The sequence below is a fragment of the Streptomyces sp. WAC 06738 genome, assembly GCF_003945505.1.
Lineage (GTDB): Bacteria > Actinomycetota > Actinomycetes > Streptomycetales > Streptomycetaceae > Streptomyces.
Map to the genome: position 1 here is coordinate 6,828,762 of NZ_CP029618.1, position 26,045 is coordinate 6,854,806.

At 70.3% G+C, this 26,045-nt stretch carries 22 protein-coding genes and 1 pseudogene; 14 read left to right on the forward strand and 9 right to left on the reverse strand.

Going from position 1 to position 26,045, the window contains the following annotated elements:
* Positions 1-227: 227 nt before the first annotated feature.
* Together DMB38_RS29820 and DMB38_RS29825 are read right to left on the reverse strand one after the other, a co-directional pair.
* A pseudogene (locus DMB38_RS29820) lies at positions 228-1,063 on the reverse strand (IS5 family transposase); the annotation flags it as partial.
* Entirely contained in the window at positions 1,003-1,692 is a 690-nt protein-coding gene (locus DMB38_RS29825) for a MarR family winged helix-turn-helix transcriptional regulator (RefSeq protein WP_125937742.1), read from the reverse strand. The pseudogene DMB38_RS29820 and the gene DMB38_RS29825, both read right to left, overlap by 61 nt.
* A 110-nt stretch (positions 1,693-1,802) precedes the next feature.
* Here DMB38_RS29825 and DMB38_RS29830 point away from each other — a divergent pair, with 110 nt between their 5' ends.
* The 12 genes from DMB38_RS29830 (at position 1,803) to DMB38_RS36275 (ending at position 12,021) form a co-directional block, all read left to right on the forward strand.
* Positions 1,803-2,774 (forward strand): aldo/keto reductase, encoded by a 972-nt coding sequence (locus tag DMB38_RS29830; protein ID WP_125937743.1) that lies wholly within the window; start codon positions 1,803-1,805, stop codon positions 2,772-2,774.
* Between the two features lie 77 nt (positions 2,775-2,851).
* The gene (locus DMB38_RS29835) at positions 2,852-3,943 is read left to right on the forward strand and encodes a Gfo/Idh/MocA family oxidoreductase (protein ID WP_125937744.1); all 1,092 of its coding nucleotides are present in this window, start codon (positions 2,852-2,854) and stop codon (positions 3,941-3,943) included.
* A gap of 194 nt (positions 3,944-4,137) precedes the next feature.
* On the forward strand, positions 4,138-5,253 hold the full coding sequence (locus tag DMB38_RS29840; protein ID WP_125937745.1) for an NAD(P)-dependent alcohol dehydrogenase: 1,116 nt from the start codon (positions 4,138-4,140) through the stop codon (positions 5,251-5,253).
* Positions 5,254-5,299: 46 nt separating this feature from the next.
* Entirely contained in the window at positions 5,300-6,382 is a 1,083-nt protein-coding gene (locus DMB38_RS29845; protein WP_125937746.1) for an MBL fold metallo-hydrolase, read from the forward strand.
* Positions 6,383-6,497: 115 nt separating this feature from the next.
* On the forward strand, positions 6,498-7,403 hold the full coding sequence (locus tag DMB38_RS29850; RefSeq protein ID WP_125937747.1) for an NADP-dependent oxidoreductase: 906 nt from the start codon (positions 6,498-6,500) through the stop codon (positions 7,401-7,403).
* Between the two features lie 51 nt (positions 7,404-7,454).
* The gene (locus DMB38_RS29855) at positions 7,455-8,177 is read left to right on the forward strand and encodes an alpha/beta hydrolase (protein WP_125937748.1); all 723 of its coding nucleotides are present in this window, start codon (positions 7,455-7,457) and stop codon (positions 8,175-8,177) included.
* A gap of 168 nt (positions 8,178-8,345) precedes the next feature.
* On the forward strand, positions 8,346-9,488 hold the full coding sequence (locus tag DMB38_RS29860) for a Gfo/Idh/MocA family oxidoreductase (RefSeq protein WP_125937749.1): 1,143 nt from the start codon (positions 8,346-8,348) through the stop codon (positions 9,486-9,488).
* Positions 9,489-9,639: 151 nt separating this feature from the next.
* Positions 9,640-10,179, forward strand: a complete 540-nt coding sequence (locus DMB38_RS29865) for a winged helix-turn-helix domain-containing protein (protein WP_125937750.1) — start codon at positions 9,640-9,642, stop codon at positions 10,177-10,179.
* Entirely contained in the window at positions 10,176-10,703 is a 528-nt protein-coding gene (locus DMB38_RS29870) for a transposase (RefSeq protein ID WP_240662773.1), read from the forward strand. The genes DMB38_RS29865 and DMB38_RS29870 overlap by 4 nt, the downstream gene beginning before the upstream one ends.
* Positions 10,704-10,789: 86 nt before the next feature.
* The gene (locus DMB38_RS29875; protein ID WP_125937751.1) at positions 10,790-11,257 is read left to right on the forward strand and encodes a hypothetical protein; all 468 of its coding nucleotides are present in this window, start codon (positions 10,790-10,792) and stop codon (positions 11,255-11,257) included.
* A gap of 142 nt (positions 11,258-11,399) precedes the next feature.
* Positions 11,400-11,834, forward strand: a complete 435-nt coding sequence (locus tag DMB38_RS29880) for a hypothetical protein (protein ID WP_125937752.1) — start codon at positions 11,400-11,402, stop codon at positions 11,832-11,834.
* 19 nt (positions 11,835-11,853) lie between these two features.
* Complete coding sequence (locus DMB38_RS36275; protein WP_164716140.1) at positions 11,854-12,021, forward strand: hypothetical protein; 168 nt, start codon at positions 11,854-11,856, stop codon at positions 12,019-12,021.
* A gap of 42 nt (positions 12,022-12,063) precedes the next feature.
* Here DMB38_RS36275 and DMB38_RS29885 read toward each other — a convergent pair whose 3' ends face one another.
* From DMB38_RS29885 to DMB38_RS29905, 5 genes are all read right to left on the reverse strand, one after another.
* Entirely contained in the window at positions 12,064-12,654 is a 591-nt protein-coding gene (locus DMB38_RS29885) for an antibiotic biosynthesis monooxygenase (protein WP_125937753.1), read from the reverse strand.
* Positions 12,655-12,681: 27 nt separating this feature from the next.
* Positions 12,682-14,121, reverse strand: coding sequence for an aldehyde dehydrogenase family protein (locus DMB38_RS29890; RefSeq protein ID WP_125937754.1), 1,440 nt, complete (start codon positions 14,119-14,121; stop codon positions 12,682-12,684).
* Between the two features lie 158 nt (positions 14,122-14,279).
* Positions 14,280-17,051 carry a LuxR family transcriptional regulator gene (locus DMB38_RS29895; protein ID WP_125937755.1) on the reverse strand — a complete coding sequence of 924 codons (2,772 nt, stop codon included), beginning with the start codon at positions 17,049-17,051 and terminating at the stop codon, positions 14,280-14,282.
* Positions 17,051-17,953 carry an LLM class flavin-dependent oxidoreductase gene (locus tag DMB38_RS29900; protein ID WP_125937756.1) on the reverse strand — a complete coding sequence of 301 codons (903 nt, stop codon included), beginning with the start codon at positions 17,951-17,953 and terminating at the stop codon, positions 17,051-17,053. The genes DMB38_RS29895 and DMB38_RS29900 overlap by 1 nt, the downstream gene beginning before the upstream one ends.
* Entirely contained in the window at positions 17,950-20,190 is a 2,241-nt protein-coding gene (locus tag DMB38_RS29905; RefSeq protein WP_125937757.1) for an LLM class flavin-dependent oxidoreductase, read from the reverse strand. The genes DMB38_RS29900 and DMB38_RS29905 overlap by 4 nt, the downstream gene beginning before the upstream one ends.
* A 119-nt stretch (positions 20,191-20,309) precedes the next feature.
* On the opposite strand from DMB38_RS29905, the gene DMB38_RS29910 reads away from it, so the two are divergent.
* Positions 20,310-20,702 (forward strand): helix-turn-helix domain-containing protein, encoded by a 393-nt coding sequence (locus DMB38_RS29910; protein WP_023536348.1) that lies wholly within the window; start codon positions 20,310-20,312, stop codon positions 20,700-20,702.
* Positions 20,703-21,004: 302 nt separating this feature from the next.
* On the opposite strand, the gene DMB38_RS29920 is transcribed toward DMB38_RS29910, so the two are convergent.
* A complete protein-coding gene (locus tag DMB38_RS29920) occupies positions 21,005-22,660 on the reverse strand; it encodes an acyl-CoA dehydrogenase family protein (RefSeq protein WP_125937759.1) in 1,656 nt (551 codons plus the stop codon).
* Between DMB38_RS29920 and DMB38_RS29925 the strand changes: the two genes are divergently transcribed.
* On the forward strand, positions 22,643-23,902 hold the full coding sequence (locus tag DMB38_RS29925) for a YihY/virulence factor BrkB family protein (protein WP_125937760.1): 1,260 nt from the start codon (positions 22,643-22,645) through the stop codon (positions 23,900-23,902). The two genes, DMB38_RS29920 and DMB38_RS29925, sit on opposite strands and share 18 nt — an antisense overlap.
* Before the next feature lie 123 nt (positions 23,903-24,025).
* On the opposite strand, the gene polX is transcribed toward DMB38_RS29925, so the two are convergent.
* Positions 24,026-25,768 (reverse strand): DNA polymerase/3'-5' exonuclease PolX, encoded by a 1,743-nt coding sequence (gene polX, locus DMB38_RS29930; protein ID WP_206337851.1) that lies wholly within the window; start codon positions 25,766-25,768, stop codon positions 24,026-24,028.
* Positions 25,769-26,045 lie beyond the last annotated feature (277 nt).

Here is a 26,045-nt window from a genome sequence, read left to right on the forward strand (position 1 = left end):
AACGGTGTGCAACCTTTGCGTGCGCGCGTGCGCGAGGAGTTGAGTGAGGGCCGGGTTGACGAGCGGAGGGGGTGCCGAGTCGGCGCGGCACCGCTTTCCGACGCCCTGACACAGCGGAAGGTCACCTCCCCACCCTGCGGGAGGGACCTTCCGCTGTCGCGTGCCCTGCCGCACTCGCTCAGGCGGCGCTTTCCGACCGGAGCACTGGGTCCTGTGGGGAGTCGCGATCAAGGTGTCGGTTGGAGGCTGTGAAGCCAGATGACGGTGCCGCGGAGGTGGAGGGCGGCGAGGTAGCTGTCCGGCGTCTTGTCGTACCGGGCGGCGATCCCGCGCCACGCTTTGAGCTTGTTGATCAGGCGTTCGACGGTGTTGCGGTCCTTGTACAGGTCCGCATCGTGGGTGACCGGCCGTCCGCCGCGCCGTCCCCTCTTCTTCCGGTGGGCCGCCTGGTCCTTCTTCTCCGGGATGACGGCTTTGATGCCGCGTTCGCGCAGGTGGGCGCGGTTGGCGAGGGAGGAGTATGCCTTGTCGCCAGCCACCGCGCCGGGGCGGGTGCGGGGGTGGCCGGCCCGACCGCGGACCCGGAACTTGGACAGGACCGGGACGAACTGGGGACTGTCGGCGGCCTGCCCCGGGGCGAGGGTGAAGGCCAGTGGGCGGCAGCGGCGGTCGGCTGCCACGTGGACCTTGCTGGTCAGCCCGCCGTGTGAGCGGCCCAGGGCGGCTGTTTTCAGCCGTGCCCGGCGTCGTTGGTGCAGGCGTCGGCGCTCGTCCCGGCGGGCGGTTTCGGCCGCATCACCAGGTTCTGCGGCACATTGATCCTTTTGTTCCTTGCCGCGGCCCCCCTTTCCTCCGTCAGTGCTCTCTCCAGCGCTGCCAGCGTCTTGGCGTCCACCCTCATGCCGGCCGCGTCGTGATGCGCTCTCGCTGTGGTGGAGTCGACGCTGACCAGGGAAAGGTCCACCTGGTCCCGCCGTGCGGCCTCAGCGATCACCGCCTCCATCAGGGCCTGGAAGACGCCCGCGTCGCGCCACTGGCGGAACCGGTCGTAGACCGTGGACCAGTTATCGTCGGCGCTTCGGGCGGAGGCGAAGCCGCAGAGCTCGCATCGGGTTGCTCGCGCTTGATGGCCGCGTCCACTGCGGCACCGATGCGGCGCAGTGCCGCCAGCTCCTGAGGACCGAGATCATCGATCAGGTACTCGCGGACTGCGGCGACGTGTCCCGGCGCCGCCGCCACCACTACGTCGTAACCGGCCTCGGTCAGCGTCGCGGTGGTGCGCCTTCCGGAACCGGGGATCCGCTTCCGTACGAGCAGTCCGCGCTTCTCGAGCCGACCGGCGACATGGGACAGCCTCGACAGCGATGCCGCCGTTCGCGCGGCCAGGGCGCTCATCTGCATGGTGCGGTCCGGCTGCTCGGAGAGGACCGAGAGCACCATGTATTCGAAGAAGGTCAGCTGAGCCTCGCGCTGCATGCGCGCATCCAGCGCGGCCGGCAGGCTGATCATGATCGCGGAGTTGGCCAGCCACGCCGCCAGCTCGTCGCCGTTCAGCCATCGCGTCTCGGCAACCGGACCGGTGGACGCCCCCGAGCCGGAGCCTTCGTCGGCGCGAGCCGTCGCCTCGGATGTCGGCCCGTTCCGTGGACGCCGACGGCGCCGGCCGTTCGTGTCATCTGCCGTGCTCGCCATGAGGACATCCTAGACCCACTTATTGACGCGTCAAGTTCGAAGGAGTAGAACTTGACGCATCAAGTTCACTCTGCGGTGCTGAGGCCCGCCCCACACGGAATGGACAACAGATGCAGTCCACGTCGCTCGGCAGGCTCGATGTCCCGCGCATCGGCCTGGGTGTCATGGGGATGTCGGCGTACTACACCGGCGCCGGCCGGGACGGAGCCGAGTCGATCCGCACCATTCATCGCGCCGTCGACCTCGGTGTCACCCATCTGGACACCGCCGAGGTGTACGGGCCCTACGTCAACGAGGAACTGGTGGGCCGCGCGATCAAAGGCCGCCGGGACGAAGTCGTTCTCGCCACCAAGTTCGGCCTCGTCTCCCACACCGGCCGGCCGGGCCCGGACAGCACCCCCGCCAGCATTCACACGGCTGTCGACGGCTCACTGCGACGGCTCGGAACCGACCGCATCGACCTCTACTACCAGCACCGGGTCGACCCCAACACTCCCATCGAGGAGACGATGGGGGCGCTGAGCGAGCTGGTGGAGGCGGGCAAGGTCCTCCACATCGGACTGTCGGAGGCGGCAGCGGCGACCGTCCGCCGGGCCCATGCGGTTCATCCCGTGGCCGCTGTCCAGAGCGAGTACTCGCTCTGGACGCGGGACCCGGAGGCCGAGGTGCTGCCTACGCTGCGTGAGCTCGGCATCGGACTGGTTCCCTATGCACCGCTGGGACACGGCTTTCTCACCGGTGACATCCGCACCCTGGACGGCTTGGACGCCGCCGACTGGCGTCGCTCCAATCCCCGGTTCACCGGCGACAACCTCACGCGCAACCTGCGCATCGTCGACCAGGTACGCGAGGTCGCCGACGAGGTCGGGGCCACGCCCGCGCAGGTCGCTCTGGCCTGGCTGCTCGCGCAAGGGGACGGCATCGCGCCCATTCCGGGGACGAAACGCATCGACCGCCTCAAGGAGAACAGCGCCGCCGACGGCATCCGACTCACCCCGGGCCAGATCGCCCGTCTGAACAACCTCACACCGGCGTCCGGCGAACGCCATGCCGAGCCCGACATGGCCGCCGTCGACCAGTGAGAGAAGCGCGAACGCGCCGATTCGCCCCGCGCACCACACCACGTCTTGCTTCAGCGAAAGAAATGGAACACCACATCATGTCAAGCACTTTCATTCGGGTCGGCATCATCGGCGCGGACACGAAGGCGAGCTGGGCGGGCGCATCGCACATACCCGCGCTGGCGGCACAGCCCGACTTCCACCTGGCCGGTGTGGCGACGCGGCACGAGGAGAGCGCGCGCGGCGCTGCCGAGGCGTTCGGCGCCGAGCGTTGGTTCGCGGACCCCTACGCGCTCATCGGTGACCCTTCGATCGACGTCGTCACCGTTGCGGTGAAGGTCCCGGCTCACCGCGAGCTCGTCCTGGCGGCCCTCGCGGCGAACAAGGCCGTGTACGCGGAGTCGCCGCTGGGCACGACCGTCGCGCAGACGGAAGAGATGGCTGACGCGGCCGGCTCACTGCACACCGCGATCGGCCTGCAGGGCCGGCTCAACCCCTCGGTACGCCGCGCGGCGGAGATCATCGCTCAGGGCCGGCTCGGGCGGCTGCTCTCGGCGCGAGTCGCCGCGACGACCTTTGGCAACGGCCCGGAGTCGGTGAGCGCATACGAGTACTTCGACAAGGCAGCGTCCGGAGCCGGTTTCCTCACCATTGCCGCGGGCCACGTCCTGGATGTGGTCGAGGCCGTTCTCGGCGACATCACCGAGATCGACGCCCGCACCGAACTCCTTTGGCCCCAGGTGAAGTTGGTCGACACCGGCGCGATATCTGTCCGCGAGGTCCCGGATCACCTCGACGCCATCGCCAAGACCTCCTCGGGGGCGCCGGTCGGGGTGCAGATCCTGGCGGGCGTGCCCGCCTCCGACGCCCACTTCAGTCTGGAGGTACGCGGATCGGAGGGCTGGCTGAAGCTGACGGGCGACCACCCCGCGGGCGTTCAGGTCGGCGACCTCACCCTCTCGTCGAGCGTCGACTTCACCGCGCCCGACCGCCCGGTCGCCACCGGCGCGGGACCCACCGCCGCCGACATCTGGACGGGCGCTTCCATCAACGTCGGCGAGGTCTACGCCAGCCTGGCCCGCGACATCACGAACGGCACCCACCACACCCCGGGTTTCCAGCACGCCGCCCACAACAGCCGTCTCATCGCCCGAGTCGAACAAGCCGCCCGGACCGGCGTCCGGCACTGACGCCACCGCACCTCGCGGCACCGTGCCTTACTGCCGTGACGGATACGGCGACCGATCCGCGGGCACGGGCGGCCGACATAGGTTCGGACCCGCTGAAGGGTTCCTGAGGCCCACCCCCCGATCAGGGAGTCGTTGATGATGTCAGTCGCTCGTCACCATGGCCCTCGCGGCGCTTCGCGGCAGGCTCACGGCGTATGACCACCTCCGCGCGCGCCGCTGTTCTCGAAGCGCAGGACGGGCCCTTCGATTTCCGCGACATCGAGATCGAGGATCCGCGGTCCGACGAGGTACTCGTTCGCATGGTCGCGACCGGAATATGCGCGACCGACGCTCACGTGCGGGCACAGCGAATGGCGACGCCGCTGCCGGTGGTGCTGGGGCACGAGGGAGGAGGAGTCGTCGAACGCGTGGGTGCCGCTGTCACCACCGTCGAGCCCGGTGACCACGTCGTCCTCTCCTACCACTCGTGCGGCCGCTGCAAGCCGTGTATGTCCTCGCACGCGGCCTACTGCGACAACGTCTGGGCGGCCAACTTCGCAGGTGCCCGCCTGGACGGCTCGAACGGTCTCCACGTCGCCCACGGTGCTGAGCCGCACGGTCACTTCTTCGGCCAGTCCTCGTTCGCCACCCACGCCCTGACGCACCAACGGAACACGATCAAGGTCCCCCGCGATCTGCCCCTCGACGTCATGGCTCCGCTGGGGTGCGGGCTGCAGACAGGCGCGGGGGCCGTACTCAAGGCCCTCGCCGTGCCGGCGGGAGCGTCCTTCGCGGTCTTCGGCGTGGGAGCGGTGGGCCTGGCGGCGGTCATGGCGGCACATGTCGCGGGTGCCACCACCATCGTCGCCGTCGATGTCGCCGCCGACCGCCTCGATCTGGCCCGCGATCTCGGAGCGACGCACCTCGTCGACCCCGGCGGGGTCGAGGATCTGACCGGCGCGCTCCGGACCGTCGACGAACGCGGTCTGGAGTACGTCCTCGACACGAGCGGCCGCGCGGAGAACCTCGCCGCCGGGGTCGGCGCCCTGGCACCGATGGGCCGATTCGGCTTCGTGGCGTTCCACGAAGGAACGGGCGCCATGCTCGACGCCGGCCGGCTCACGCTCGGCCAGTCGCTTCAGGGCATCATCCAGGGCGACGCCGTCTCGTCGCTCCTGATCAACGACCTTGCCCAGCTCTATCGAGCGGGCCGGTTCCCCATCGACCGACTGCTGTCCTTCTACGACTTCGCCGATATCAACACCGCGTTCGAGGATGCGGGCTCGGGCCGCGTCACCAAGGCGGTCCTTCGATTCACGTCACCGGGATAGACCACCCGTTCGACAGATTCCCAAGAACACGAAGAGGCTCCCGTCGATGTGCCAGAGCAGTCAGATACCCATCAGCGTCGAAGAAACCCCGAGCTTCTACGGGATCGACCACTATGGATTCCCCCGCGCGGGGGCGGACGACCCGTTGGACCCCGAGGGCTATTACCCCCCGTATTTCCAGAGCGAGCACTTCCAGAAGTACGGCTACCACGTGGAAGAACTGCGCGGCGGCTTCTACTGGGTCACCAGTGCCGGCTACGACGCCGCATTCGTGGTGACCGAGGAGGGCGTGGTCGCGATCGACGCACCCCCGACGCTGGGCGAGAACATGCTGGCGGCGATCGAGGACGTCACCGGCCGACCGGTGACCCACGTCATCTACAGCCACTGGCACGCCGATCACATCGGCGCGGCCTCCGTGTTCGGTCCCGACGCCGAGATCGTCGCCCACCGCATCACCAAGGAACTCCTGGAGCGCTTCCCCGACCCGAAGCGCCCCCTGCCGACGAGGACGTTCGACGACGAACTCGTCCTCGCAGTGGGCGGCGTGAGCCTGCAGCTCTCCTACAGGGGAGAGAACCACTGCCCCGGCAACATCTTCATCTACGCACCGCAGCAGAAGGTGCTCACGGCCGTCGACATCGTCAGTCCGGGAAGCGTCACGTTCATGCACTGCGACGCCTCGCAGAACATCTCCGGCTGGTACGAAGCTCAGTCCCAGATCCTCGAATACGACTTCGACTACTTCGTCGGCGGGCACCACATGCATTACGGCACCTACGAGCAGGTGAAGCTGTGCGTGGAGTACTTCACCGACGTGCTCGAGGGGGCGACTGCGGCGGTCGAGCGGTTCAGCCGCTCGGATGCGCTCGCCGACATCGTGACCGGCACCGGCTGGAACAGGATCTTCGTCGGTACCGAGAACTGGATCAGCTCCATGGCGAACTACACCACCCGCCACGTCCTCGAGAAGGAGACGAGCGACGGCCGGCTCTGGTGGGAACGGCTGGCAGGAGCCACCACCCAGACCAAGTACCACGCGTACACCGCGCTGGAATCGATCCGCCTCGAACGGCCCCGACCCGACTACCGCCTGCGAGGCGAGAATCCTCCGGTCTTCCTGACCTGACACCGTTCTGAACGGTGCGAGCGAATGACCCTTACCGGGTCTGCGTGAGCGAGCACGCCGAAGCACGCCGCAGCGGAAGTGCCGCCGGCTCGATATGAGAAGGAGAAGGATCACCATGAAAGCCGTCGTCATCACCTCGTTCGGCGAACCCTCCGTGTTGCGGGTTGCGGAGGCTCCGCGACCGGTGCCGGGTCCGGGTCAGGTACTGGTGCGGGTTCACGCCGCGGGGGTGAACCCGGCGGAGATCCAGGCACGCGCCGGAGTGTTCCGCCTGCGTGCTCCCGCCATCATCGGATTCGAGTTCGCCGGCGTCGTCGAGGCGGTCGGCCCGGGCGTCGACGAGGGCGTGGTCGGCGACCGCGTCGCCGGGTGGCCGGACTCCGCCACCCAGGGCTCCTACGCCGAGTACACGGTCAGCAGCAACTTCGCGACGATCCCCGACGGCGTTTCCTTCGAGGAGGCCGCGGCTACTGTCATCGGCGCCGACAACGCGGCGAGGGCTCTCGGGCTTCTGAACATGCGCCCGGGTGAAACGCTCGTGGTCACCGGCGCGAGCGGTGCTCTGGGCGGCGCCGCCGTGCAGTTCGCGCGACAGCGCGGTGTGACGGTGATCGGCGTCGCCGGGACTGACAACGCCGACTTCGTCAGGAGTCTCGGAGCAACCCCTGTCGCCCACGGCCCGGGCCTGGTCGATCGCATCCGTGCCGCCGCTCCGGGCGGGGTCGACGCCGCGCTCGACACCGCCGGCAAGGGGCTCCTTCCCGCCCTCGTCGATCTTCTCGGCGGCGCCGACCGGATCGTGACGCTCGCCGACCGCGATGCCGCACTACACGGCGTCGCATTCAGCCCCGGGGGCAGCGGGAACCGCGACCGCGGCCCTGTCCAGGAAGCCCTGAATCTGATCGCCGCCGGCGCATGGACCGCACGCATCGGCCGGAGCTTCCCACTCGACGAGGCCGCGGACGCTCATCGCCTCGTCGCCACGGGCCACACCCACGGAAAAGTCATCCTCCTTCCCTGACTCGGCCGACCGGCCATTCAACCACGACAACAATCAATTGGAGAATCCGAAATGCCTGCAGTCCTCGTCCACGGTGTACCTGATACCCACCGGCTTTGGGACACCGTCCGTTCCTATCTTCAACGCGAAGATATTGTGACGATCGACCTCCCCGGGTTTGGCGTACCCCTACCAACGGGATTCACGTCGACGAAAGAAGAGTATCTCGATTGGCTTATTGAGAAGATCGAAGAAATCGGCGAACCCGTCGACCTGGTCGGTCATGATTGGGGGTCTCTGCTCACGGGCCGTCTCGCGTCTATCCGACCGGATCTGGTGCGGACATGGACAGGCATCAGCGGACCCATCGATCCGGAGTATCCGTGGCACTATCTTGCCAAGATCTGGCAAACGCCAGGCGAGGGCGAGCAATGGATGGCGGACCTCGACCTCGAGGCGTTCGCAGCAAGCCTCAACGAGGCGCAGATGCCGCGCGACGCGGCAAACGAATCGGTCCGGCATCTTGATGCCACTATGAGAGCAAGCATTCTCGCCCTTTACCGTTCGGCGATCGAGGTCGGGGCGGAGTGGAAGCCAGGTTTGAGCAACGTGACCGCACCAGCGCTAGTGATCTGGGGCCTGGACGATCCGTTTCTTCCTCACCGCTTCGCCGACGAGCTCGGTAATGCCACACGCGCACGTGCCGTCTTCAAGCTGCGCAGCTCGCACTGGCCGATGATAGAGCGTCCGGCCGATGTCGCGCGCGAACTCGAGGCCCACTGGGCTCACGTGTAAAACCTGCGCTTGGGTCACTCGGGCTCAAACCCCGCGGCCGCTACGCGAACGGCAATAATTGCTCGCTCGCCATGGTGAGCCCGAGTGCCCACGCATTTGTCAGGAAACGAATCATCGTGACGCAGCCCGGAGAGCGTTGCCGGGGCTGCACACGGCAGGAGCATCCTCATGACGAATTCAGCAAATACCCGGATCGGCGTCGGCCTTGTCGGGGCTAGTGCCGATCGGGGTTGGGGCGGAATTGCTCACGCCCCAGCGCTGCAGGCGCTCGACGCGTTCCAGATCCGCGCCGTCAGTACGACTCGTATGGAGAGCGCGAACGCGACCGCTCGTCGGCTGGGCGCCGATCTCGCCTTCGACACACATGAGGCTCTGGTCGTGCGACCGGAGGTCGACCTGGTGGTGGTCGCGGTCAAGGTGCCGGAGCACAAGCGGATTGTTTCCGACGCGCTGGCCGCGGGCAAGATGGTTTATTGCGAATGGCCGCTCGCAAGAAACCTGTCGGAGGCCGAAGCGCTGGAGGGGTTTGCCCGCGAGCGGCGGCTGCGGACGGTTGTCGGGTTGCAGGGCGGCCTGCACCCGCCGATCCTCTTCCTTCGCGACCTCATCGCGCAAGGCGTGATTGGCAAGCCGCTCAGCACGAGCATCCGAGCGCATTTGACCGACGACATGTGGGTCGGCCGATATGACCCGCCGGTCGAGTACATGGCTCACGCAAAGCATGGCGCCACGCTTCTGAGCATCATGCTCGGCCACGGGCTCGAACCGCTTGCGCGCGTGCTCGGCACGTTCGCGAGTCTGTCCGCCGTCGTCGCCAATCAGCGCGGTGACGGCGTCCGCCTCTCCGATGGCGCGTCGCTGCCGAAGGACGCGCCGGATGAGATCGTCGTCGCCGGCGTTCTCGAAGGCGGGATCGTCACTTCGCTGCACTACAGTGCCGGGCAGTCCGCCGGCCCGGCGACGGTATGGGAGATCCAGGGCACCGAGGGCAGTGTGCGTGTGGAGTCGGCGTCGGGCTACATCCATTTCACCGATTTCACCATCACGCTGCGCCGCGGCAGCGAGCCTGTCCAAGTGCTACAGGTCCCCCCCGCTTATGCGGCTCCTGACCTGCAACTCGACGCACCCGCAGCGGGGGTCGCCCGCCTCTACGCCCAGTTCGCCGCCGACCTCCGCGACGGAACCGCCGATGCGCCGGATTTCGCGGTCGCACTCGATCGCCACCGGGTACTCGAGGCGATCACATGGGCGGCTGAAACAGGTCATCGGCAGCATCTGTCCCGCCCCGACCGAATGAACTCCACTCTTTGAACCCGGGAGAGGCACTGCCGCAGGACCCGAGGAGACGGCGATCCGCGAGCTAACCCTGACTTGATCACACAGAGCTGACTACTGGACTTGATTGGGTGATGTCGGGTCGTTCGGCTGAGCGTTGAGCCCTCTGCGCTGTACTGCTGTGACCGTGAGGTACGCGCAGGGCGGCGGCTTGACCGGCGCCGAGAGGGGAGCCCGGGAGCGAGTGCGGCTGGATGCGGTGGCTCGGTTCGAAGCCGGGGACAGGAACAAGGGCATCGCTGCCTCTCTGCGGGTGTCTGAAAGATCGGTGGAACGGTGGCGGCGGCAGTGGCGTGAGGGTGGGGCGGCTGGTGTCGCCTCGAAGGGGTCGCCCGGTAGGCCGAGGCTCAGCGGTGCCCAGGTCGCCAGGTTGGAACGGGAGTTGGAGCGTGGCCCGCTCGCACACGGCTGGGCCGACCAGCGGTGGACCCTGGCGCGAGTCAAGAAACTGATCGGTCGGCTCTTCCGTATCTCGTACACGGTGGAGGGCACATGGCGACTGCTCAAGCGTCACGGCTGGTCGTGGCAGCAGCCCGCGCGCCGCGCGATCGAGCGTGACGACGACGCGGTGGAGCTGTGGAAGAAGGAGGTCTGGCCGCGGGTAAGAGCACCGCGGCGGCCTGCAACGGCTGGATCGTCTTCGAAGACGAGGCCGGCCAGTCGCTGACGCCGCCGCGTGCCAGAACCTGGGGCCGAATCGGCCGGACCCCGGTGGTGCGAGGCCGAGGCCGAGGCTCGGGCCGGGTGTCCATGGCGGGCATGACCTGCTACAAGGCGGGCGAACGGTCGCGGCTGATCTATGCAGTGCGCGAATACCGCGGACGCAAGGGCCAGCCCAAGGGCTTCGGCTCGCGGGACTTTCGTGACCTGCTGGTCCGCGCACGGATCCAGCTTGGTGGTCCGATCGTGCTGGTCTGGGACAACGTCCGTATTCACCTGACCGCAGACTTGCGCGAGTTCTTCGCAGCGAACACCGACTGGCTTACGGTGTTCCAACTCCCTGCCTACTCCCCAGACCTGAACCCGCAGGAAGGCGTGTGGTCTTTGGTCAAGCAGGACCTGGGCAACCTCGCCGCCGCCGACCTGGGGCAGGTCACCCGGACCGTGAAACGCAAGCTCAAGATGCTGCAGTATCGGTCCCGTTTGCTCGACGGCTGTCTTGCTGGCACCGGCCTGGCCCTCGACGAGTGACCTGCTTGGGACCTGCCATCCGAATGCGCGTTCAGTAGCATCACGTCGCCTGGATGAGGTTCCCGCCTGACGAATCGAGTTAGCTCATGAGTGACGATGTCCTCTCCGTCATTCCGACCGACCCGTATTGGCAGCCCGAACAGGCTGCGGCTGACCGTACTGCGTCGATCGTGGAGGACCTTGCCCCCGGCCTCCCTGACGGCGTCGATGTCGAGATCGACGTCACCTGGCACGACACGCTCACCGTTGTCGACTGTGGTCAGAACCTGCAGAAGATCGGTTGTCCCCACTGCAGGGCGTCGATCGACATCGAGTGGTGGGCCGACCTACTCGAAGCCCACTGCGACGACGGCTTCACAACCCTCGCCGTGGTGGTCTCCTGCTGCGGCACCGCGACGTCGCTGGACGTACTGGACTACGACTGGCCCTGTGGCTTTGCTCGATTCGAGATCGCCATCTGGAACCCCGAGCGTGTCTGGTTCAGCGACGATGAACTGACTGCCATCGGGCACGCACTCGGACATCCAGTCCAGCAAGTCAGGGCCCACATCTGACGCACGTCAGCCCGCGAGGAAACCCGACATCACGAGTTCAAGTTCAGTAGCACCGTGTCGAAGAACTCTGCCGACCAGCGCGACCTCGCCCTCCATCCCGGCGGCGGACTCGCTCGGGTGGGGGCTGGGGATCTACGCCACCGTGCTGCTCGGTTTCCATGCGCGGATCATCGCCGCGGTCGACAAGGGGACTCCTGGGCAAGCGAGCGAGGCGCGTCGTTCTGTCGCGATGTACAGCATGCTGATCGCGTCGGTCCTGCTGTCGCCGGCGCTGGTGCTCGCTGTCATCGCCCGGGCCGTGGACACCGCGAGCCGCGGCGACCTGTTCGTCGTCGTTCCGGTGAGCGTCGTCGTCTACGCGCTTGCCATCGAGATGGGGCTTTTCCTCGTGTTCGATGCCGCGGAGCGGCAGGCCTCGGCGGAGTTAGCGATCGCAGCGGCCGAGGCGAAGCTGAGGCGTCCCGGTGAAAACGGCGAGGCCCGGATGGCTTCTGCCGCTCACCCATGTCGTGTTCCCGGCCGCGTGGGCGCTGGCGAGTGTGCGCCGCTCGATCAAACGCGGTCGCGACCGGGCTGAAGCAGAGCGAGCGCGGGCTGTGGCGGAGATCGACGCGCGAACGAACCCGCTGAAGCGCTGGCTGCGCAAGACCAACCTCACCGTCCCACAGCGGGCCAGCCAACGAGCCGGATTCGTCCACCTGGCCGACCGAGGCGTGGACCAGGCCCTGGAACTGCTGCGTCAGACGATGGAACTGTCCCGCTGAAAGCCGAGCCGCAAGACGGCGCGGTCCGCCCCGTGGGCCGCGTCATCGCGTCGGTCCCTCGCGCGCGGTCGAGGTGGCGGCATAGAGCCAACGGCGCAGGACGAGGGTCACAGCCGGCATCATCAGATACGTCATCAACGTACTGAACAGCAGCGCGAGCATCAGCACCCGCGCCACAAGCGGCCAAGCACGGAGCGCCGGCCCCAGAAGACCGTTGCCGATCAGGGAGATCGGGAGTACGGCCGCGAAGGCGGCGAGCGCCATCTTCCACCGAGGCGGCGCCGTCGTGGGCGTGTCGTGCGCAGTGGTGAACAGGGTCTCCATTCCGGAGAGTTCGCGACGCGCCACCTCGCTCTGATGATGGCCCTCGCAGTGGTCGAAAAGTGCGGCCCGCTCAGGTGACGTCGTCCAGTGCCGCGCGGCCTCCTGGTCGCGGAACCGGTGGATCAGAACCCATGGCCCGGCGGCCGTGGCGGGCCGGAACAACCCGTCCCCCAGGTGCCCGGGAAACGCTGAGGCGGTGTCGGTCACCCGCCCGAACCACTCCCGGAAGACCTGCTCGTAGCCGGGTTCCACAACGCGCGCGGTCAGCAGGGTGACGTCGGCCGGGCCGACGTCGTCCGTCTCGGTCATCGATTCTCATTCCGCCGTCGAGAGCTGTCAGAGCTGCGGTGCCACATGCACGAGGTGCTTGGTCTCCTGGAATTCCTCGATCCCGCGGATGCCGTTCAGGCGGCCCACTCCCGACTGCTTGAAGCCGCCCTCCTCGAACTGGTCGTGGACCATGGCCCAGGTGTTGGTCCAGACGGTCCCGGCCTGCAGTTCGCGGCCGACGCGCAGGGGGCGGTCGACATCACGGGTCCAGATGCTCGCGGCCAGGCCGAACTCGGTGGCGTTGGCACGCGCCACGGCATCGGCCTCGGAGTCGAACACCTCGAAGGTGGCGACCGGCCCGAACACTTCGCGCTGCACGATCGGCGAGGACACGTCGGCGACCTCGATCAGGGACGGGCCGAGGAGCGCCCGATCCCGCTTGCCCCGCACGAGGACGGTGGCGTAGCCGGCCGCGGCGGCCACGGTCTGTTCGACCCGTCGGGCGTTTCCTTCGTCGATCATGGCGCCCATCTCGCTGGCGGGGTCGTCGCCGGGCCCGACCCGGACCGTTTCGAGGGCGGCGACGAGCCGCCGCCGGAGTTCGTCGGCCACGCCGCGCTGGACCAGTATCCGGCTGCCCGTCATGCAGAACTGGCCCGCGAACATGGTGACGGCCTTGGTGAGCACGGGCACGACGGCGTCCAGGTCGGCGTCGTCGAAGACGAGCATCGGCGTCTTTCCGCCCAGCTCCATGGAGAGCGTTTTCAGCGTCGGGGCGGCCTGTTCCATGATCACGCGGCCGACCGCGGTGGAACCGGTGTAGCTGATCACGTCGACGTCCGGGGAGGAGACCAGCTCCGGAGCCCCGGTATTGCCGCTCTCGGTGAAGACGTTGAACACGCCCGGGTCCAGGCCCGGAGTGTCGGCGACGATCTCACTCAGCACTCCGTTGACCAGGCCGCTCTGCGCCGGCATCTTCATGACCACGGTGCAGCCGGCCGCCAGGGCGGGTGCGAAGGATCGCGCCGAGAGGATGACCGGTGAGTTCCACGGCACGATCACCGCGGCGACACCCGCGGCTTCGCGCAGGGTCATCGAGTACATGCCGGGCCGCACTTCCCCGGCCCTGCCGTGGTCGGTGAGGGAAAGCGCCGCGTGGTAGCGGAGCTTGGGCACGGTGCCTTCGACTTCGAGGGCCGCCTCGGCGAGTACTTTCCCGTTCTCCCGCGCCAGGAGGGTGATCAGTTCGTCCTTGCGCTGCTCGAGCCGGTCGGCCAGTTCGTGCAGCGCTGCCGCACGCCGGTGGCGGTCGCGGGACCAGGCGGTGGAGTCGAAGGCCCTTCGGGCCGCGGCCACGGCGGCCCTCGCCTCCCGCGCACCGCCGTCGGCGAAGGTGCCGAGCAGGCCGTTGGTCGCGGGGCTGCGTGACTCGCCGCGGGAGCCGGAGTCCTGCCACTGCCCGTCGATGTAGTGGCGCGCGTGGGGCAGGGTTTCGGATGTGGGCATGAGGTGACCTCTCGTCATGCGTCGCACGGCGTTTCGCCACGGGTCCGCGGGACAACGTCAGCGACGCTACAAATCAGGGCCGGTGAGCGAATCGGGCGGGCAATCCGTCGTTTCCGCCGGAGGCGTCGTGTACCCGCTCCGCCGCGGCCTCCCTCCGCTCACGGCGGCTCACAACCGGCGTGGAGGTCGCTCAGCTCGGTTCGCGTGTTGATGCCGAGCTTGGCGAACACGTTCCCGAGGTGGTGGCCCACGGTGCGGTGGCTGATCCGCAGCTGTACGCCGATCTCGCGATTCGTCAGCTGTTCGGCGGCCAGTTGGGCGACTCGCTGTTCCTGGGCGGTGAGCCGGTTCATCGCCCTGGTGTCCGAGCTTCCCCGGCGTCCCGGCGCTCCGGTGAGGTCCTGCTCGCGCTGCGCGCGTTGGCGCAGCGGCTCGGCACCGAGCCGGTCGAACGCCTCCAAGGCGGCGCCGATCCGGACGCGCGCATCGGTCCGCCGGCGGCCCCGTCGCAACCACTCGCCGTAGGACAACTGAGCGCGCGCGTAGAGCAGCGGGTGGGATCGGGCACCCGGCACGTCGAGTGCGGCCCGGAAGGCACCCTCGGCCCGGGCGCCGCCGAGGAGCCCGCGCGTGACGTGCGCGGCACAGCGCGCCCACGGCGCTCCCGTGCGCCGCGCCCAGGCTTCGAGCACCCGTACCCGTTCGTCCGCGAGGTCGCTTCTGCCGACGCGCACGGCCGCCTCGGCCGTGTCGAGAGCGGCCAGGAGCGCGAAGGTCGGGTGTTCCGCGCCATGGCCCGGCTCGGTCAGGCGCACCAGGATGTCCAGCGCTTCCTCGGGACGCTCGCGAAACAGCGAGGCCATGCCGCGGTTCCAGTACGCGGCGGCGCTCAGCGCGCGGACGCCCTGCGGGAGTGACGTCTCCAGAGTCCTGGCGGTGGCCTCCGCGACGGCGCGTTCGTCACCACGCGCCGCGGCGAGCCAGCCCAGGCTGGTGAGGCAGTGGGAGGCGATGTGGTCGGCACCCAGGTCCTTGGCCAGCCGCAGTCCCTCCGCGGCCGAGGACTCCGCTTGCGGCCAGCGGCCGGCAGCGTTGTCGAGCATCGCGGTCTGGGCCAGGGCGGCGGCGAGCCGAGCGCGCTCGCTGCGCCGCCGCAGATGCGGCAACCGGCGGCGCAGCGCATCCGCCATCGGCTTGTCGATCCCCCAGGCCAGGGCGAGGGGTGTCGGCGGCAGCAACGGCAGGATGGTCGTACGGGCCCGCGCGGCGGCATCACCGAGGTCGGGGGTGTCCGCCGGCGCCGCGTCGGCAGACACGTCGTCGCTCCACCAGGCAACCGTGCCGGGTAATCCGGTCCGGCCCCCGACGTCGTCTTCGAGCAGCAGCTCCAGCGCTCTGTCCCGCAGGTCGCCGCGTCCGACGGACCAGGCGGCGCGCATGGCCAGCGTGCCCAGTTCCAGCGCCGTTCCCGGTTCCGGGACGCGCTTCATGTCGGTGATCAGGAAGTGGTGCGCCATCTCGGGCATGCCCCGGGCGAACTCCATGATCCCCCGCAGACCCCTGCTCCGCCGGGCGACGTGAGCACCGGGGGCCAGCCGTTCCGCGTCATCGAGCAGGCGCTCCGCCGTGGCTGCCCACCCGGCGTCCCAGGAAGCCCTGGCCGCCTCGGCAAGGCGTTGTGAGGCGTCGATCGGTGCGGCCGACAGTTCGGCGGCCCGCCACCACGCCCGTGCCGCCGTGTTCGTGGCCCCGCGGAGCCGGGAGCGGGCGGCGGTCCGTTCGAGGAGCCGCGCGACGTCCTCATCGCGTCCGTGGGCCAGGGCGGCGAGATGCCATGCGCGCTCCTCCGCCTCGTCCGGCATCGTGGCGGCCAGGGCGCGGTGAGCCCGGCGCCTCGTCGCGGCACCGCAGCCCTCGTAGACGGCCCTGCTCACGACGGGGTGCCGGAAACCGACGCGGTTGCCCGCCACGTGGAGCAGGCCCGCGTTGGTCACTTCTTCCCAGACGGCGTCACCGGCACCCGACGCACGGCCGGCCCGCTGCACCGTGAGCCGGTCGCCGTGCTCCTCGGCCGCCGCGAGCACGGTCAGCAACTGCGCCGGAGGGCTCAGGGCCTCGATCCCGGCACGGAAAGCCCGCTGCAGGCGCGGCCCGACGGGCGGTCGTCCTCGCTTCCGGCGATGCTCGGCGTCGTCGATGTCGCCCCCGAGCGTGGCCAGTTCGTGCAGCGCCAAGGGGTTGCCCCCGGCCTCCCGGACCATGTTCCGCGTCGTCGCCTTGTCGGTGAGCGGCGCCACGGCCGCCACAAGCTGCCGTGCGCTTTCGTCGCTCAGGCCGTCGACCCGCACGTCGGCCACGCCTTCCCAGGGCCGGGCGGCCGGATCGCTGTGATCGGCGAGCACGACGACCACGGGATGCGCTCCCACGCGTCGAGCGACGAACCCCAGGCACAGCGCGGTGGCCTCGTCGAGCCACTGCCCGTCGTCCACCACGACGAGCACGGGCTGCCGCTCGGCGAGTCCGCAGAGCAGCGACAGCACGGCCGCCCCGACCACCAGGCGGTCCGTCGGCTCACCGCTCAGCCCGAGCGCGGTACGCACAGCGGCGGCCTGGGCCGTCGCCAGCAGCTCGACACGATCGGCCAGCGGTCGCAGCAGCCCGTGCAGCCCCGCGAAAGCCAGGTCCGACTCGGGCCGGGTGGCCGAGTGGCTCAGCCGGACGAAGTCCGCGGCCTGGCCGTGCACGTGGCGAAGCAGAGCAGACTTGCCGATACCCGGCTCGCCCCACACCACGAGCGCGCCACCGCTCCCGCCACGGGCCTGCGTAAGCAGCCCGTCGAGAACCGCGGTCTCCTCGCGGCGTCCGAACAGCTCCGTCGGCGCTGCCGCTGTCGCAGCTCCGTCACCGGGCCCGCCACGCGCCCACCGCATCACGTCACGCGTTCGGACTGGACGAGTTCGCGGGCGCGCGGCGCGACCTCGTGACCGAAGAGGTTCAGGTCGGCAGGCTCGTCCGAGGCGAGGATGAACCCGGACACGCCGTACTGCAGGGCGAGGTCGGCGATCTGTTCGGCCCAGTCGCCGGGAGTCCCCTGCAGCAGGCCGCCGCCGGCGCCGGACGTGAATCGGCCGCTCAGGTTGAGCAGGCGGCTGACCGCCGCGGGCTCCCGACCGGCGGCGGATGCGGCCTCGTCGATCTGTTGGTTCATCGCGCGCAGCGATGCCGGGCCCTCGGGCAGGAAACTCAGGGAGGGCAGCCAACCGTCGGCGATCTTGCCCGTCAGCCGGAGCATGCGCGGCTTGTAGGCACCGATGCGGATCGGGATGCGATGCGCGGGCGCCGGGCCGCGCTTGGCGCCGTTCACGGTGTAGAACTCCCCCGTGACACGGAGGGGCCCGGTCTCGTCGGTGGCCCACAGCCCCCGGATCACGTCCACGGCTTCCTCCACCGCCCGCACGGCCTGGGCCGGTTCGAGCCGGCGGCCTCCCATCGCGACGATGCCGTCCCAGAACGCGCCCGCGCCGATGCCCAGTTCGACTCGCCCGCCGGTCAGCCGGTCCAGGCTCGCGGCGGCGCGGGCCAGTACGCCGGGGGGCCGCAGCGGAAGGCTCAGCACGTTGCCGCTGATCCGGATCCGTTCGGTGCGTGCGGCGACGTACGACATCAGGGTCCAGGTGTCCTGGAACGCCGACTGGTAGGGGTGGTCCTGGAAGCTGACCAGGTCGAGGCCGGCCCTCTCGGAGGTCAGGGCCAGCTCGACCGGCGCCTGAGGCGGGCGGGCGGTGGGGGTGATGAAGCTGCCGAACCACAGTTCGTGGCCGTAGTCGCTCATGGGGTGCTTCCTCCGGGGTGGTTCGCGGCGGGCGTGAGGGCGAAGTTGTCGCCGAACACGCCCTCGGGGTCGTAGACGCTCTTCAGCTCACGCAGACGCGAGAGGGTCCGTGGGGGCCAGGCCGCGGCGATCCGCTCGGGCCGGAGGCTGGACTCGAAGCTGATGTAGAGGCCGTCGAGGAAAGGGCTCAGCCGGGCCCAGGCCCGGTCGACCACCTCGTCGGCACCGCCCATCACCACCAGCGAGAAGTTCGCCTCGCGGTGGGCGTAGGCCGTGGCGTCCGCGGGAACATCGGCGACGGCGCCGCCGACCGAGCGGAGCTGGAACCATCCGATCGCGCCGCTGCGGATCATGCGAGCCGCCGCCGCGGCGAACTGCGGGGTCACGTGCCGGAGCAGACCGCTGCGTGAGACCGGTTCACCGTGGGAGACCGGTGGGTCATCGCTCGCGTTGTCCATCACGGCCGCGTAGGACGTGATGACGATGTCCTGGGCGTACATCGCGGAGATCGCGGCCAGGGGCTCCAGCCGGGCGCGCACGGTCTCCGGATCCGAGGAGTCGACCATGGTGCGGCTCACCGCGAGTGCTGGTCGCCCACCGCGCGGGGGCGGCACGATGACGAAGCTGGTGAGGTCTCGCGGTGAGTCCTCGACCGCCCGGCCCCACTCGACGAGGTAGCGCTCGAGGTCGCTCGCGTCCTGGGTGAGCCGGGCGAAGGCGATCGCACCCACGTCGTCGGCCTCGAACTCGAAAGCAGTGACGATCCCGAAGTTCGCGCCCGCCCCTCGCACGGCCCAGAAGAGATGGGGGTTCTCCGAATCGTCGGCCCGCACGACGGAGCCGTCCGCGAGCACCATCTCCACGGCCCGCAGGCGGTCGATGGTCAGTCCGTGCCCGCGCGCGAGGTACCCGATGCCCCCCGCCGTGGCGAGGCCGCCCACCCCGACGCCCCCGTAGTCGCCCGAACTCAACGCCCAGCCGTAGGGCTCCAGTGCGGCCGCCACCTCGGCCCAGCGCGCACCCGGGCCGATGCGCACCCGGCGTGTCTTCCTGTCGAGCACCTCGATCGCATTCATCAGTGACACGTCGATGACGATCCCGCCGTGATTGGTGGAGCGGCCGGAGACCCCGTGTCCGGCGCTGCGCCGAGACAGGGCCACGCCGGGATGCCGGCGGGCGAACGCGAGCGCCCGGGTCACCTGCTCGTTCGTCGCCGCCCGCAGGATGATCCCGGGCGCACCGCCGCGCAGGTACCCGGACCGCAGCCGGGCGTAGGCCGGATCACCGGGCTCGACGACCTCGGCCATCTCCGGCGGAGCGCCCTCGTAGTCGATCCCCGGCCGGCGCCTGGCGCGCACGGCGGACCGCCGGACCCGCGCGCCCGACCATCCGCGCGGAAGCACCCCGTCCACGGCCGCCCGCAGGGCCGGGGCGACCTCGCTCGCGAAGCCTGCCGCGACGTCTCGCTCCACGGTGTCCAGCACGATGGTGCCCACCCCGTGCTCGACGACGAGTGGCAGCAGGTCGTTCACCCAGTCCGCGGCGGTCCCGGTGAACCTGCCTGTCCGCTCGCCGAAGCCACCGCGGATCGTGACCCGTCTGCGGATCTCGCGGGGATCACGGCCGGCCCCTCGCGCCGCCTCGTCGACTGCGCGGTTGCCCTGCGTCAACGTGACGGCGTCGCACCCCGTCGACCACTCGTCAGCCCGCAGCCCGACCAGCCGGAGCAGGTCTTGGCCCTGGCCGTCCACGGAGATCGGCACGTCGTGCGCGGGCGCGGCCTTCTCAGCTCCCGCCAGACGGTAGAAGCGGCCGGTGAACCGGCCAAGGCCAAGGTCGAGGACATTCCAGAGCTCGCGAACGACGGCGATCGCTTCACCCAGTGCCGCGACCGAATCGGCTGTCCCGGACACGGCGGCTGACGGGCCCGCTCGGAAAGCCAGTTCGACCCTGCCTTCGGTGAGCCGATCCAGGCTTGCGACGGCTCGTGCGAGCATCGCCGGATGGAGGGTGGCGGGGCGTGCCTCCAGCACCAGTCCGAGAGAGACCGTCGCCGCGGCGATCCAGGACGCCACAGTCGACGGTTCGAGATCGTCGCCGGCGGTTCCGGCCGGGACGACCAGCAAGTCCAGTCCCCACTGCTCGGCCAGGCCCGCCACTGCGACCAACCGGCCGGGACCGCAGTCGGCGTCAGAGGGCAGGTGCAGCCCGAACCTCAGCGCGTGCCCGTAGTTCATCGCGCGTGGTGACAGGCCGGGTGTGCGTTCATGGACCAAGGCTGCACGGCGATGATCACAGGCAACAAGCGGGACATGACCAGGTCATCAAAAGTGACACGCTCCAGTATCGTGACCGTATGACCGGTCCTCGACAGCCCGATGATTCCTCCGCCACCGCGGGCCAGAGCCGCCCGGAAGCGGGCTACGAACACATCGACGACGACGTGTGCCGCAGTTTTCAGCGCTCGGTCGAGATCGTGGGCAAGAAGTGGAGCGCCGCGGTGCTTCTGGCGGCGATGCGGGGCGCGCGCCGATTCGTCGACTACCGAGCGCGGATCCCCGGAATCTCGAACCACCTTCTGTCCCAGCGTCTGCGTGAGCTCGAGGGTCACCGACTCATTGAGCGGCTCGTGGTACCGACGACGCCGGTCCAGATCACGTACCGGCCCACCGAACAAGGCGCCAGCCTGATGCGTGTCCTGCATCCGCTGATCGAATGGAGTGCCAAGAACGAGGACATGGACACCTGACGAACTGGTCGCATGCCGCCCACGCACCCGATCCGTTGCGTACCGGGGCCGGTGATTGCGCGGGCGGCCGCTCGCGGTGTGGCTTCAGCGGTGCGGGGCAGGAACGGGTTACGGGACCACGACGATCTTTCCCGTGGTGTGGCCGGCCATCGACCAGCAGCCGCCTGCCATGAACGGTCAGCCGGGCATTACGGTGGGACACGAAGACCTCCGCGCGGTGAAGACTCGACACCTCCACCACACCGGAGGTCTTCGCCATGATCAATACCCACGACGGTTAACAACGCGCGTGATCAATACACCTAGGGCGCGGGCACCGGCCGGGCGCGGTCCACCACCGCCCGCAGGTTCAGCCCGTGCGGCAGCGTCCCCAGCTCCGTACCCCATTCGCCGCCCAGCCGCGAGGCGCAGAAGGCGTCCGCGACCGCCGCGGGCGCGTGCCGTACGAGCAGCGCTCCCTGCAGCACCAGCGCCAGCCGCTCCGCGAGCCGGCGCGCCCGGGTCTCGACGCCCGCCAGGTCCGCCAGTTCGGTGAGCAGGTCCTTCACCGCCCGGTCCAGCCGGTGGTCGGCGCCGCGGGCGCGGCCGATCTCGGTGAGCACGGCGTCCACCGCCCGCGGCTCCCGCCCCAGCGCGCGCAGCAGGTCGAGCGCCTGGACGTTGCCCGAGCCCTCCCAGATCGAGTTCAGCGGCGCCTCGCGCAGGAGCCGCGGCATCCCCGAGTCCTCGACGTACCCGTTGCCGCCCAGGCACTCCAGCGCCTCCGCCGCCACCGGCGTGCACCGCTTCGTCACCCAGTACTTCGCCGCCGGCACCGCCAGCCGCAGGAACGCCAGTTCCTCGTCCGTGCCCGCGTCGTACGCCGCCGCCAGCCGCAGCGCGAGCGCCGTCGCGGCCTCCGACTCCAGCGCCAGGTCCGCCAGCACGTTGCGCATCAGCGGCTTGTCGGCGAGGACCCCGCCGAACGCCGTGCGGTACGTGCAGTGGTGCACCGCCTGCGCCACCGCCTGCCGCATCACGGCCGCCGCGGCGGTCGCGCAGTCGACCCGGGTGGCGGCGACCATCTCGATGATCGCCGGGATCCCGCGGCCCTCCTCGCCGACCCGCCAGGCGAGCGTCGTGCCGTCGAACTCGACCTCCGCGGAGGCGTTCGAGCGGTTGCCGAGCTTGTCCTTGAGCCGCTGGAGCAGGAAGGTGTTGCGGCTGCCGTCCGGCAGTACGCGCGGCAGCAGGAAGCAGGTGGGCCCGCCGGATCCGGCGCCGTCCGGCGTCCGCGCGAGCACCAGGAAGGCGTCCGACATCGGCGCCGAGCAGAACCACTTGTGGCCCGTCAGGGCGTACGCACCGTCCCCTGCGGGCTCCGCCCGGGTGGTGTTGGCCCGTACGTCCGAGCCGCCCTGCTTCTCCGTCATCCCCATGCCGGCCAGCGCACCCGCCTTCGCGGCGGCGGGCGCCAGGCCCGGCTCGTACGTCCGCGAGGTGAGCAGCGGCTCCCACACCGCCGCCAGCTCCGGCTGCGCGCGCAGCGCGGGCACCGCTGCGTGCGTCATCGACAGCGGGCAGCCGTGCCCCGCCTCGGCCTGCGTCCACACCAGGAACCCGGCCGCCCGCCGCACGTGCCCGTCAGGACGCCCCCAGGCGTCCGTCAGCCCGGCCGCCACCCCGCGTGCCAGCAGCCGGTGCCACGAGGGGTGGAAGGAGACCTCGTCGAGGCGGTGGCCGTAGCGGTCGTGGGTGTGCAGCACGGGCGGCGAGGCGTTCGCCTCGGCGCCCCACCGCTGCGCCTCGGCGGAGCCGGCCGCCCGGCCGAGGGCGGTCAGCTCCGCGTCCGCCTCGGCGTGCCGCTCGGGCGCGACGTACCGCTCGACCGCCTCGGTGAGGGCCGCGTCGGCGGCGTAGACGTCGTAGCCGACCAGGGGCGGTGCCTGATTCGTCACCGTATGAGTACCTGCTGCCATGACAGCTACGGTAGGCAGGTGGGAGCAGAACGGGAAACGGGTGCGGAACTGGGCGGACGCGGCGAACCCCGCGGTCGGCTGGGCCGGGCCCGCGCCCTGTACCAGAACCTCCCCAAGCGCCGGGTCGCCTGGCTGCTGCTGAAGGACACCGTCAATTCCTGCATGCAGCACCGCGTCATCGGGCTCGCCGCCGAGGCCGCGTTCTTCAGCCTGCTCTCGCTGCCGCCGCTGCTCCTCGGCCTCCTCGGCCTGCTGGGCTACTTCGACCAGTGGCTCATCGACGTCGAGACCATCCGGCACAACATCATCAATGCCTCCGACACGGTCCTGACCGCCAAGGGCGTCGACGAGATCGTCCGCCCGCTGCTCGACGACGTCACCCGCGGCGGGCGCGCCGACCTCATCTCCTTCGGCTTCGCGCTCGCGCTCTGGTCGGGCTCGCGGGCGGTGAACGTCTTCATCGACACCATCACGATCATGTACGGGCTCGAAGGCCACCGCGGCATCGTCAAGACGCGGCTGCTGGCGTTCGGGCTCTACCTCGTGGCCCTGGTCATGGGCGTGGTGGCGCTGCCGCTGATGGTGGCGGGTCCTGACGCGGTGGTGAAGCTGCTGCCGTGGAGCGAGACGGCCGTACGGGTGCTGTACTGGCCGGTCGTCGTGGTGCTCTCCGTCGCCTTCCTCACGACGCTCTACCACGCGGCCGTCCCCGTGCGCTCACCCTGGCGCGAGGACCTGCCGGGGGCGCTGGTGGCGCTCGGCATGTGGCTGCTGGGCAGCGTGCTGCTGCGGCTCTACCTGGTGAACGCGGTGGCGGGTCCGACGATCTACGGCTCGCTGGCCGCGCCCGTCGCGGTGCTGCTCTGGTTCGGCGTGTCGGCGTTCGCGGTGCTGGTCGGCGCGGCGGTCAACGCCGCGTTCGACCGCGTCTGGCCGTCCGTGGCCACCGCCACCGGCCGCGCCGAGACCGCCCGCGCCCGGGAGGAGGCGGCGGCCCGCCTGGTCGCGGCGGCCTCGGCGGAGCGGCAGGCGCGCCTGCGCGGACTCGACGGGGACGCCTCGGCGGAGGAGCGGGCGCGGGAGCCCGAGCCGGAGTGGGCGGAGGAAGAGGAGGAGGCGGCGGAGGAGAGCCGCAGGGCGGCGGCGAAGGGCCGGCCGGTGCGGCCGGCGGAGTGGCAGGGGCCGGAGGAGTGGGACGATCCGGACGACCGGGTGGGCGGGGAGCGGCACGAGGTGAAGTGACCGCGGGCGTATCCGCTGCCCCGGGCGGTGGCAGGCGCCCGACCGCGGTCCGGCGCTCCCGCGGAACATGCCGCCCGCCCGTGTCGTCGCCCGCTGCCCCGGCCGCCCCGTCCCGCCGCCGCCTCAGGTGCCCTTCGCCCGCAGGAAGCGGCGCAGCTTCGCCAGCGGCCAGGTGTTGATCACGTCCGCGGGCGTCAGCCAGCCGCGCTGCGCGATGCCCACCCCGTAGCGCATGTTCGCCAGGTCCGGCACCGAGTGCGCGTCGCTGTCCACGGCGAACTTCACGCCGTGGCCACGCGCGCGCAGGATCAGCTCGTCCGGCAGGTCGAGCCGGTTGGGGTGGGCGTTCACCTCCAGCGCCGTGCCCGTACGGGCGCAGGCCGCGAAGACCGCGTCCCAGTCCGCCTCGACCGCCGGCCGCTTGCCCGCCTTGCGGGTGGTGGGGTGGCCGATGACGTGCACGTGCGGGTTCTCGACCGCGGCGAGGAAGCGGCGGGTCATCTCGTCCTTCGGCTGGGTGAAGTGCGAGTGCACCGAGGCGACGCAGATGTCGAACGTCTCCAGGAACTCACCCGGCCAGTCGACCGAACCGTCCGGCGCGATGTTCAGCTCCGTGCCGTGCAGCAGCCGCAGCCCGCCCGAGCGCCGCCGGTAGCGGGCGTCCAGCTCCGCCACCGTCTCGCGCTGGGCGAGCATCTTCTCCCTGGTCATGCGCTGCATGCGCAGCTCGGGGGCGTGGTCGGTGATCGCGTAGTACGCGTAGCCGCGCTCCCGGGCGGCCTCGACCATCGCCTCCAGCGTGTCGATGCCGTCGGTGAGGTCGGTGTGGGTGTGCAGGTCGCCGCGGAGGTCGTCCTCCGTCACCGGCTCCGGCAGCCCGCCGTCGGCCGCGGCCTCGATCTCGCCGCGGTCCTCGCGGAGCGGCGGCGGGATCCAGGGCAGGCCGAGGCGGGCGTAGACGTCCTCCTCCGTCGTGACCCGGATGCGGCGTTCGCTGCGGGCGTGGAAGAGCCCGTACTCCGACAGCTTCAGCTTCTTGCGCACGGCGATCTCGCGGAGGCGGATGTTGTGCTGCTTGGAGCCGGTGAAGTAGAGCAGCGCCGCGCCCCAGGCGCCCGGCGGCACCACCCGCAGGTCGACCTGGACGCCGCCGGTGGTGCGGATGCTCGTCTTCGTCTCGCCGGAGCCGATGACCTCGCCGACCAGCGGCAGCCCGGTGAACGCCGCCATCAGCGGCGCGGAGTCGGCCGCGGCGGCGAGCACGTCGAGGTCGCCCACGGTCCCGCGGCGGCGGCGGAGCGAGCCCGCGTACGCGCAGCGCTCGCAGCCGGTCACTGTGGACAGTCGCGCGACGATGTCGTCGGCGAGCGCGAGCGCGGTGTCGACGGGGATCCGGCCGGTGGCCGAGCGCAGCAGGTCGATGCCGTGGAGCAGCTTCTCCTCGCTCTTGGGCCCGAAGCCCTTGAGGTCGCGCAGCCGGTGCTCGCCGATGGCCGTCGCCAGCTCGTCGACGGAGGACACGCCCAGTTCCTCGTAGAGGACCAGCGCGCGCTTCGGGCCGAGCGCGGGGATCGCGATCAGCTCGCGGACCCCGGCCGGGATCCGCCCGCGGGCCTCCTCGACCGCCGCCATGTGGCCCGTACGGAGGTATTCGCCGACCTTGCCCGCGATGGAGGCGCCCACTCCGGGGATCTCCTTGAGCTCCTTGGCGTTCAGCGCGGCCACGTCGGCGGAGTGGTTGGCGACCGCGCGGGCGGCGCGCTCGTAGGCGCGCGCCTTGAAGGCGTCGCCGCCGGTGATGGACAGCAGGTCGGCGTACTCCTGAAGGAGCGCGGCGACCTCCTCGTTGGACGCCACGTCGGTCACCTCGGTCCACGTCGCGGAGGCTGCGGGGGTACGGGAGCGGAGCCGCGCCGGCGACGCTCCCCTGCGCACAAGCATGCCGCCGATCGCCCCGCCCCGCCGGGCGAGCGCGGCGGGACGCGGCGATCGCGGCGGCGGGGAAAACCCGTGGCGGGATACGTGCGCGGCTGCATACGCTTTCAGCGCACCACGTGACCGGTATCGACCAGGGAGGTGAGGGCCATGACCGAAGCCGTCAGGGGCGCAGTCCCCGCAGGACAGCCGCACGCCCGCTCCTTTC

What these genes read in the sequence shown, in the direction of transcription:
- DMB38_RS29845 (WP_125937746.1), top strand. Translation starts at nt 5,300, where the DNA reads ATGTGCCAGAGCAGTCAGATACCCATCAGCGTCGAAGAAACCCCGAGC.
- DMB38_RS29910 (WP_023536348.1), top strand. Translation starts at nt 20,310, where the DNA reads ATGACCGGTCCTCGACAGCCCGATGATTCCTCCGCCACCGCGGGCCAG.
- DMB38_RS29905 (WP_125937757.1), bottom strand. Translation starts at nt 20,190, where the DNA reads ATGAACTACGGGCACGCGCTGAGGTTCGGGCTGCACCTGCCCTCTGAC.
- DMB38_RS29830 (WP_125937743.1), top strand. Translation starts at nt 1,803, where the DNA reads ATGCAGTCCACGTCGCTCGGCAGGCTCGATGTCCCGCGCATCGGCCTG.
- DMB38_RS29895 (WP_125937755.1), bottom strand. Translation starts at nt 17,051, where the DNA reads ATGCGGTGGGCGCGTGGCGGGCCCGGTGACGGAGCTGCGACAGCGGCA.
- DMB38_RS29885 (WP_125937753.1), bottom strand. Translation starts at nt 12,654, where the DNA reads ATGACCGAGACGGACGACGTCGGCCCGGCCGACGTCACCCTGCTGACC.
- DMB38_RS29860 (WP_125937749.1), top strand. Translation starts at nt 8,346, where the DNA reads ATGACGAATTCAGCAAATACCCGGATCGGCGTCGGCCTTGTCGGGGCT.
- DMB38_RS29925 (WP_125937760.1), top strand. Translation starts at nt 22,643, where the DNA reads ATGAGTACCTGCTGCCATGACAGCTACGGTAGGCAGGTGGGAGCAGAA.
- DMB38_RS29855 (WP_125937748.1), top strand. Translation starts at nt 7,455, where the DNA reads ATGCCTGCAGTCCTCGTCCACGGTGTACCTGATACCCACCGGCTTTGG.
- DMB38_RS29850 (WP_125937747.1), top strand. Translation starts at nt 6,498, where the DNA reads ATGAAAGCCGTCGTCATCACCTCGTTCGGCGAACCCTCCGTGTTGCGG.
- DMB38_RS29825 (WP_125937742.1), bottom strand. Translation starts at nt 1,692, where the DNA reads ATGGCGAGCACGGCAGATGACACGAACGGCCGGCGCCGTCGGCGTCCA.
- DMB38_RS29835 (WP_125937744.1), top strand. Translation starts at nt 2,852, where the DNA reads ATGTCAAGCACTTTCATTCGGGTCGGCATCATCGGCGCGGACACGAAG.
- DMB38_RS29875 (WP_125937751.1), top strand. Translation starts at nt 10,790, where the DNA reads ATGAGTGACGATGTCCTCTCCGTCATTCCGACCGACCCGTATTGGCAG.
- DMB38_RS29840 (WP_125937745.1), top strand. Translation starts at nt 4,138, where the DNA reads ATGACCACCTCCGCGCGCGCCGCTGTTCTCGAAGCGCAGGACGGGCCC.
- DMB38_RS29900 (WP_125937756.1), bottom strand. Translation starts at nt 17,953, where the DNA reads ATGAGCGACTACGGCCACGAACTGTGGTTCGGCAGCTTCATCACCCCC.
- DMB38_RS29890 (WP_125937754.1), bottom strand. Translation starts at nt 14,121, where the DNA reads ATGCCCACATCCGAAACCCTGCCCCACGCGCGCCACTACATCGACGGG.
- DMB38_RS29920 (WP_125937759.1), bottom strand. Translation starts at nt 22,660, where the DNA reads ATGGCAGCAGGTACTCATACGGTGACGAATCAGGCACCGCCCCTGGTC.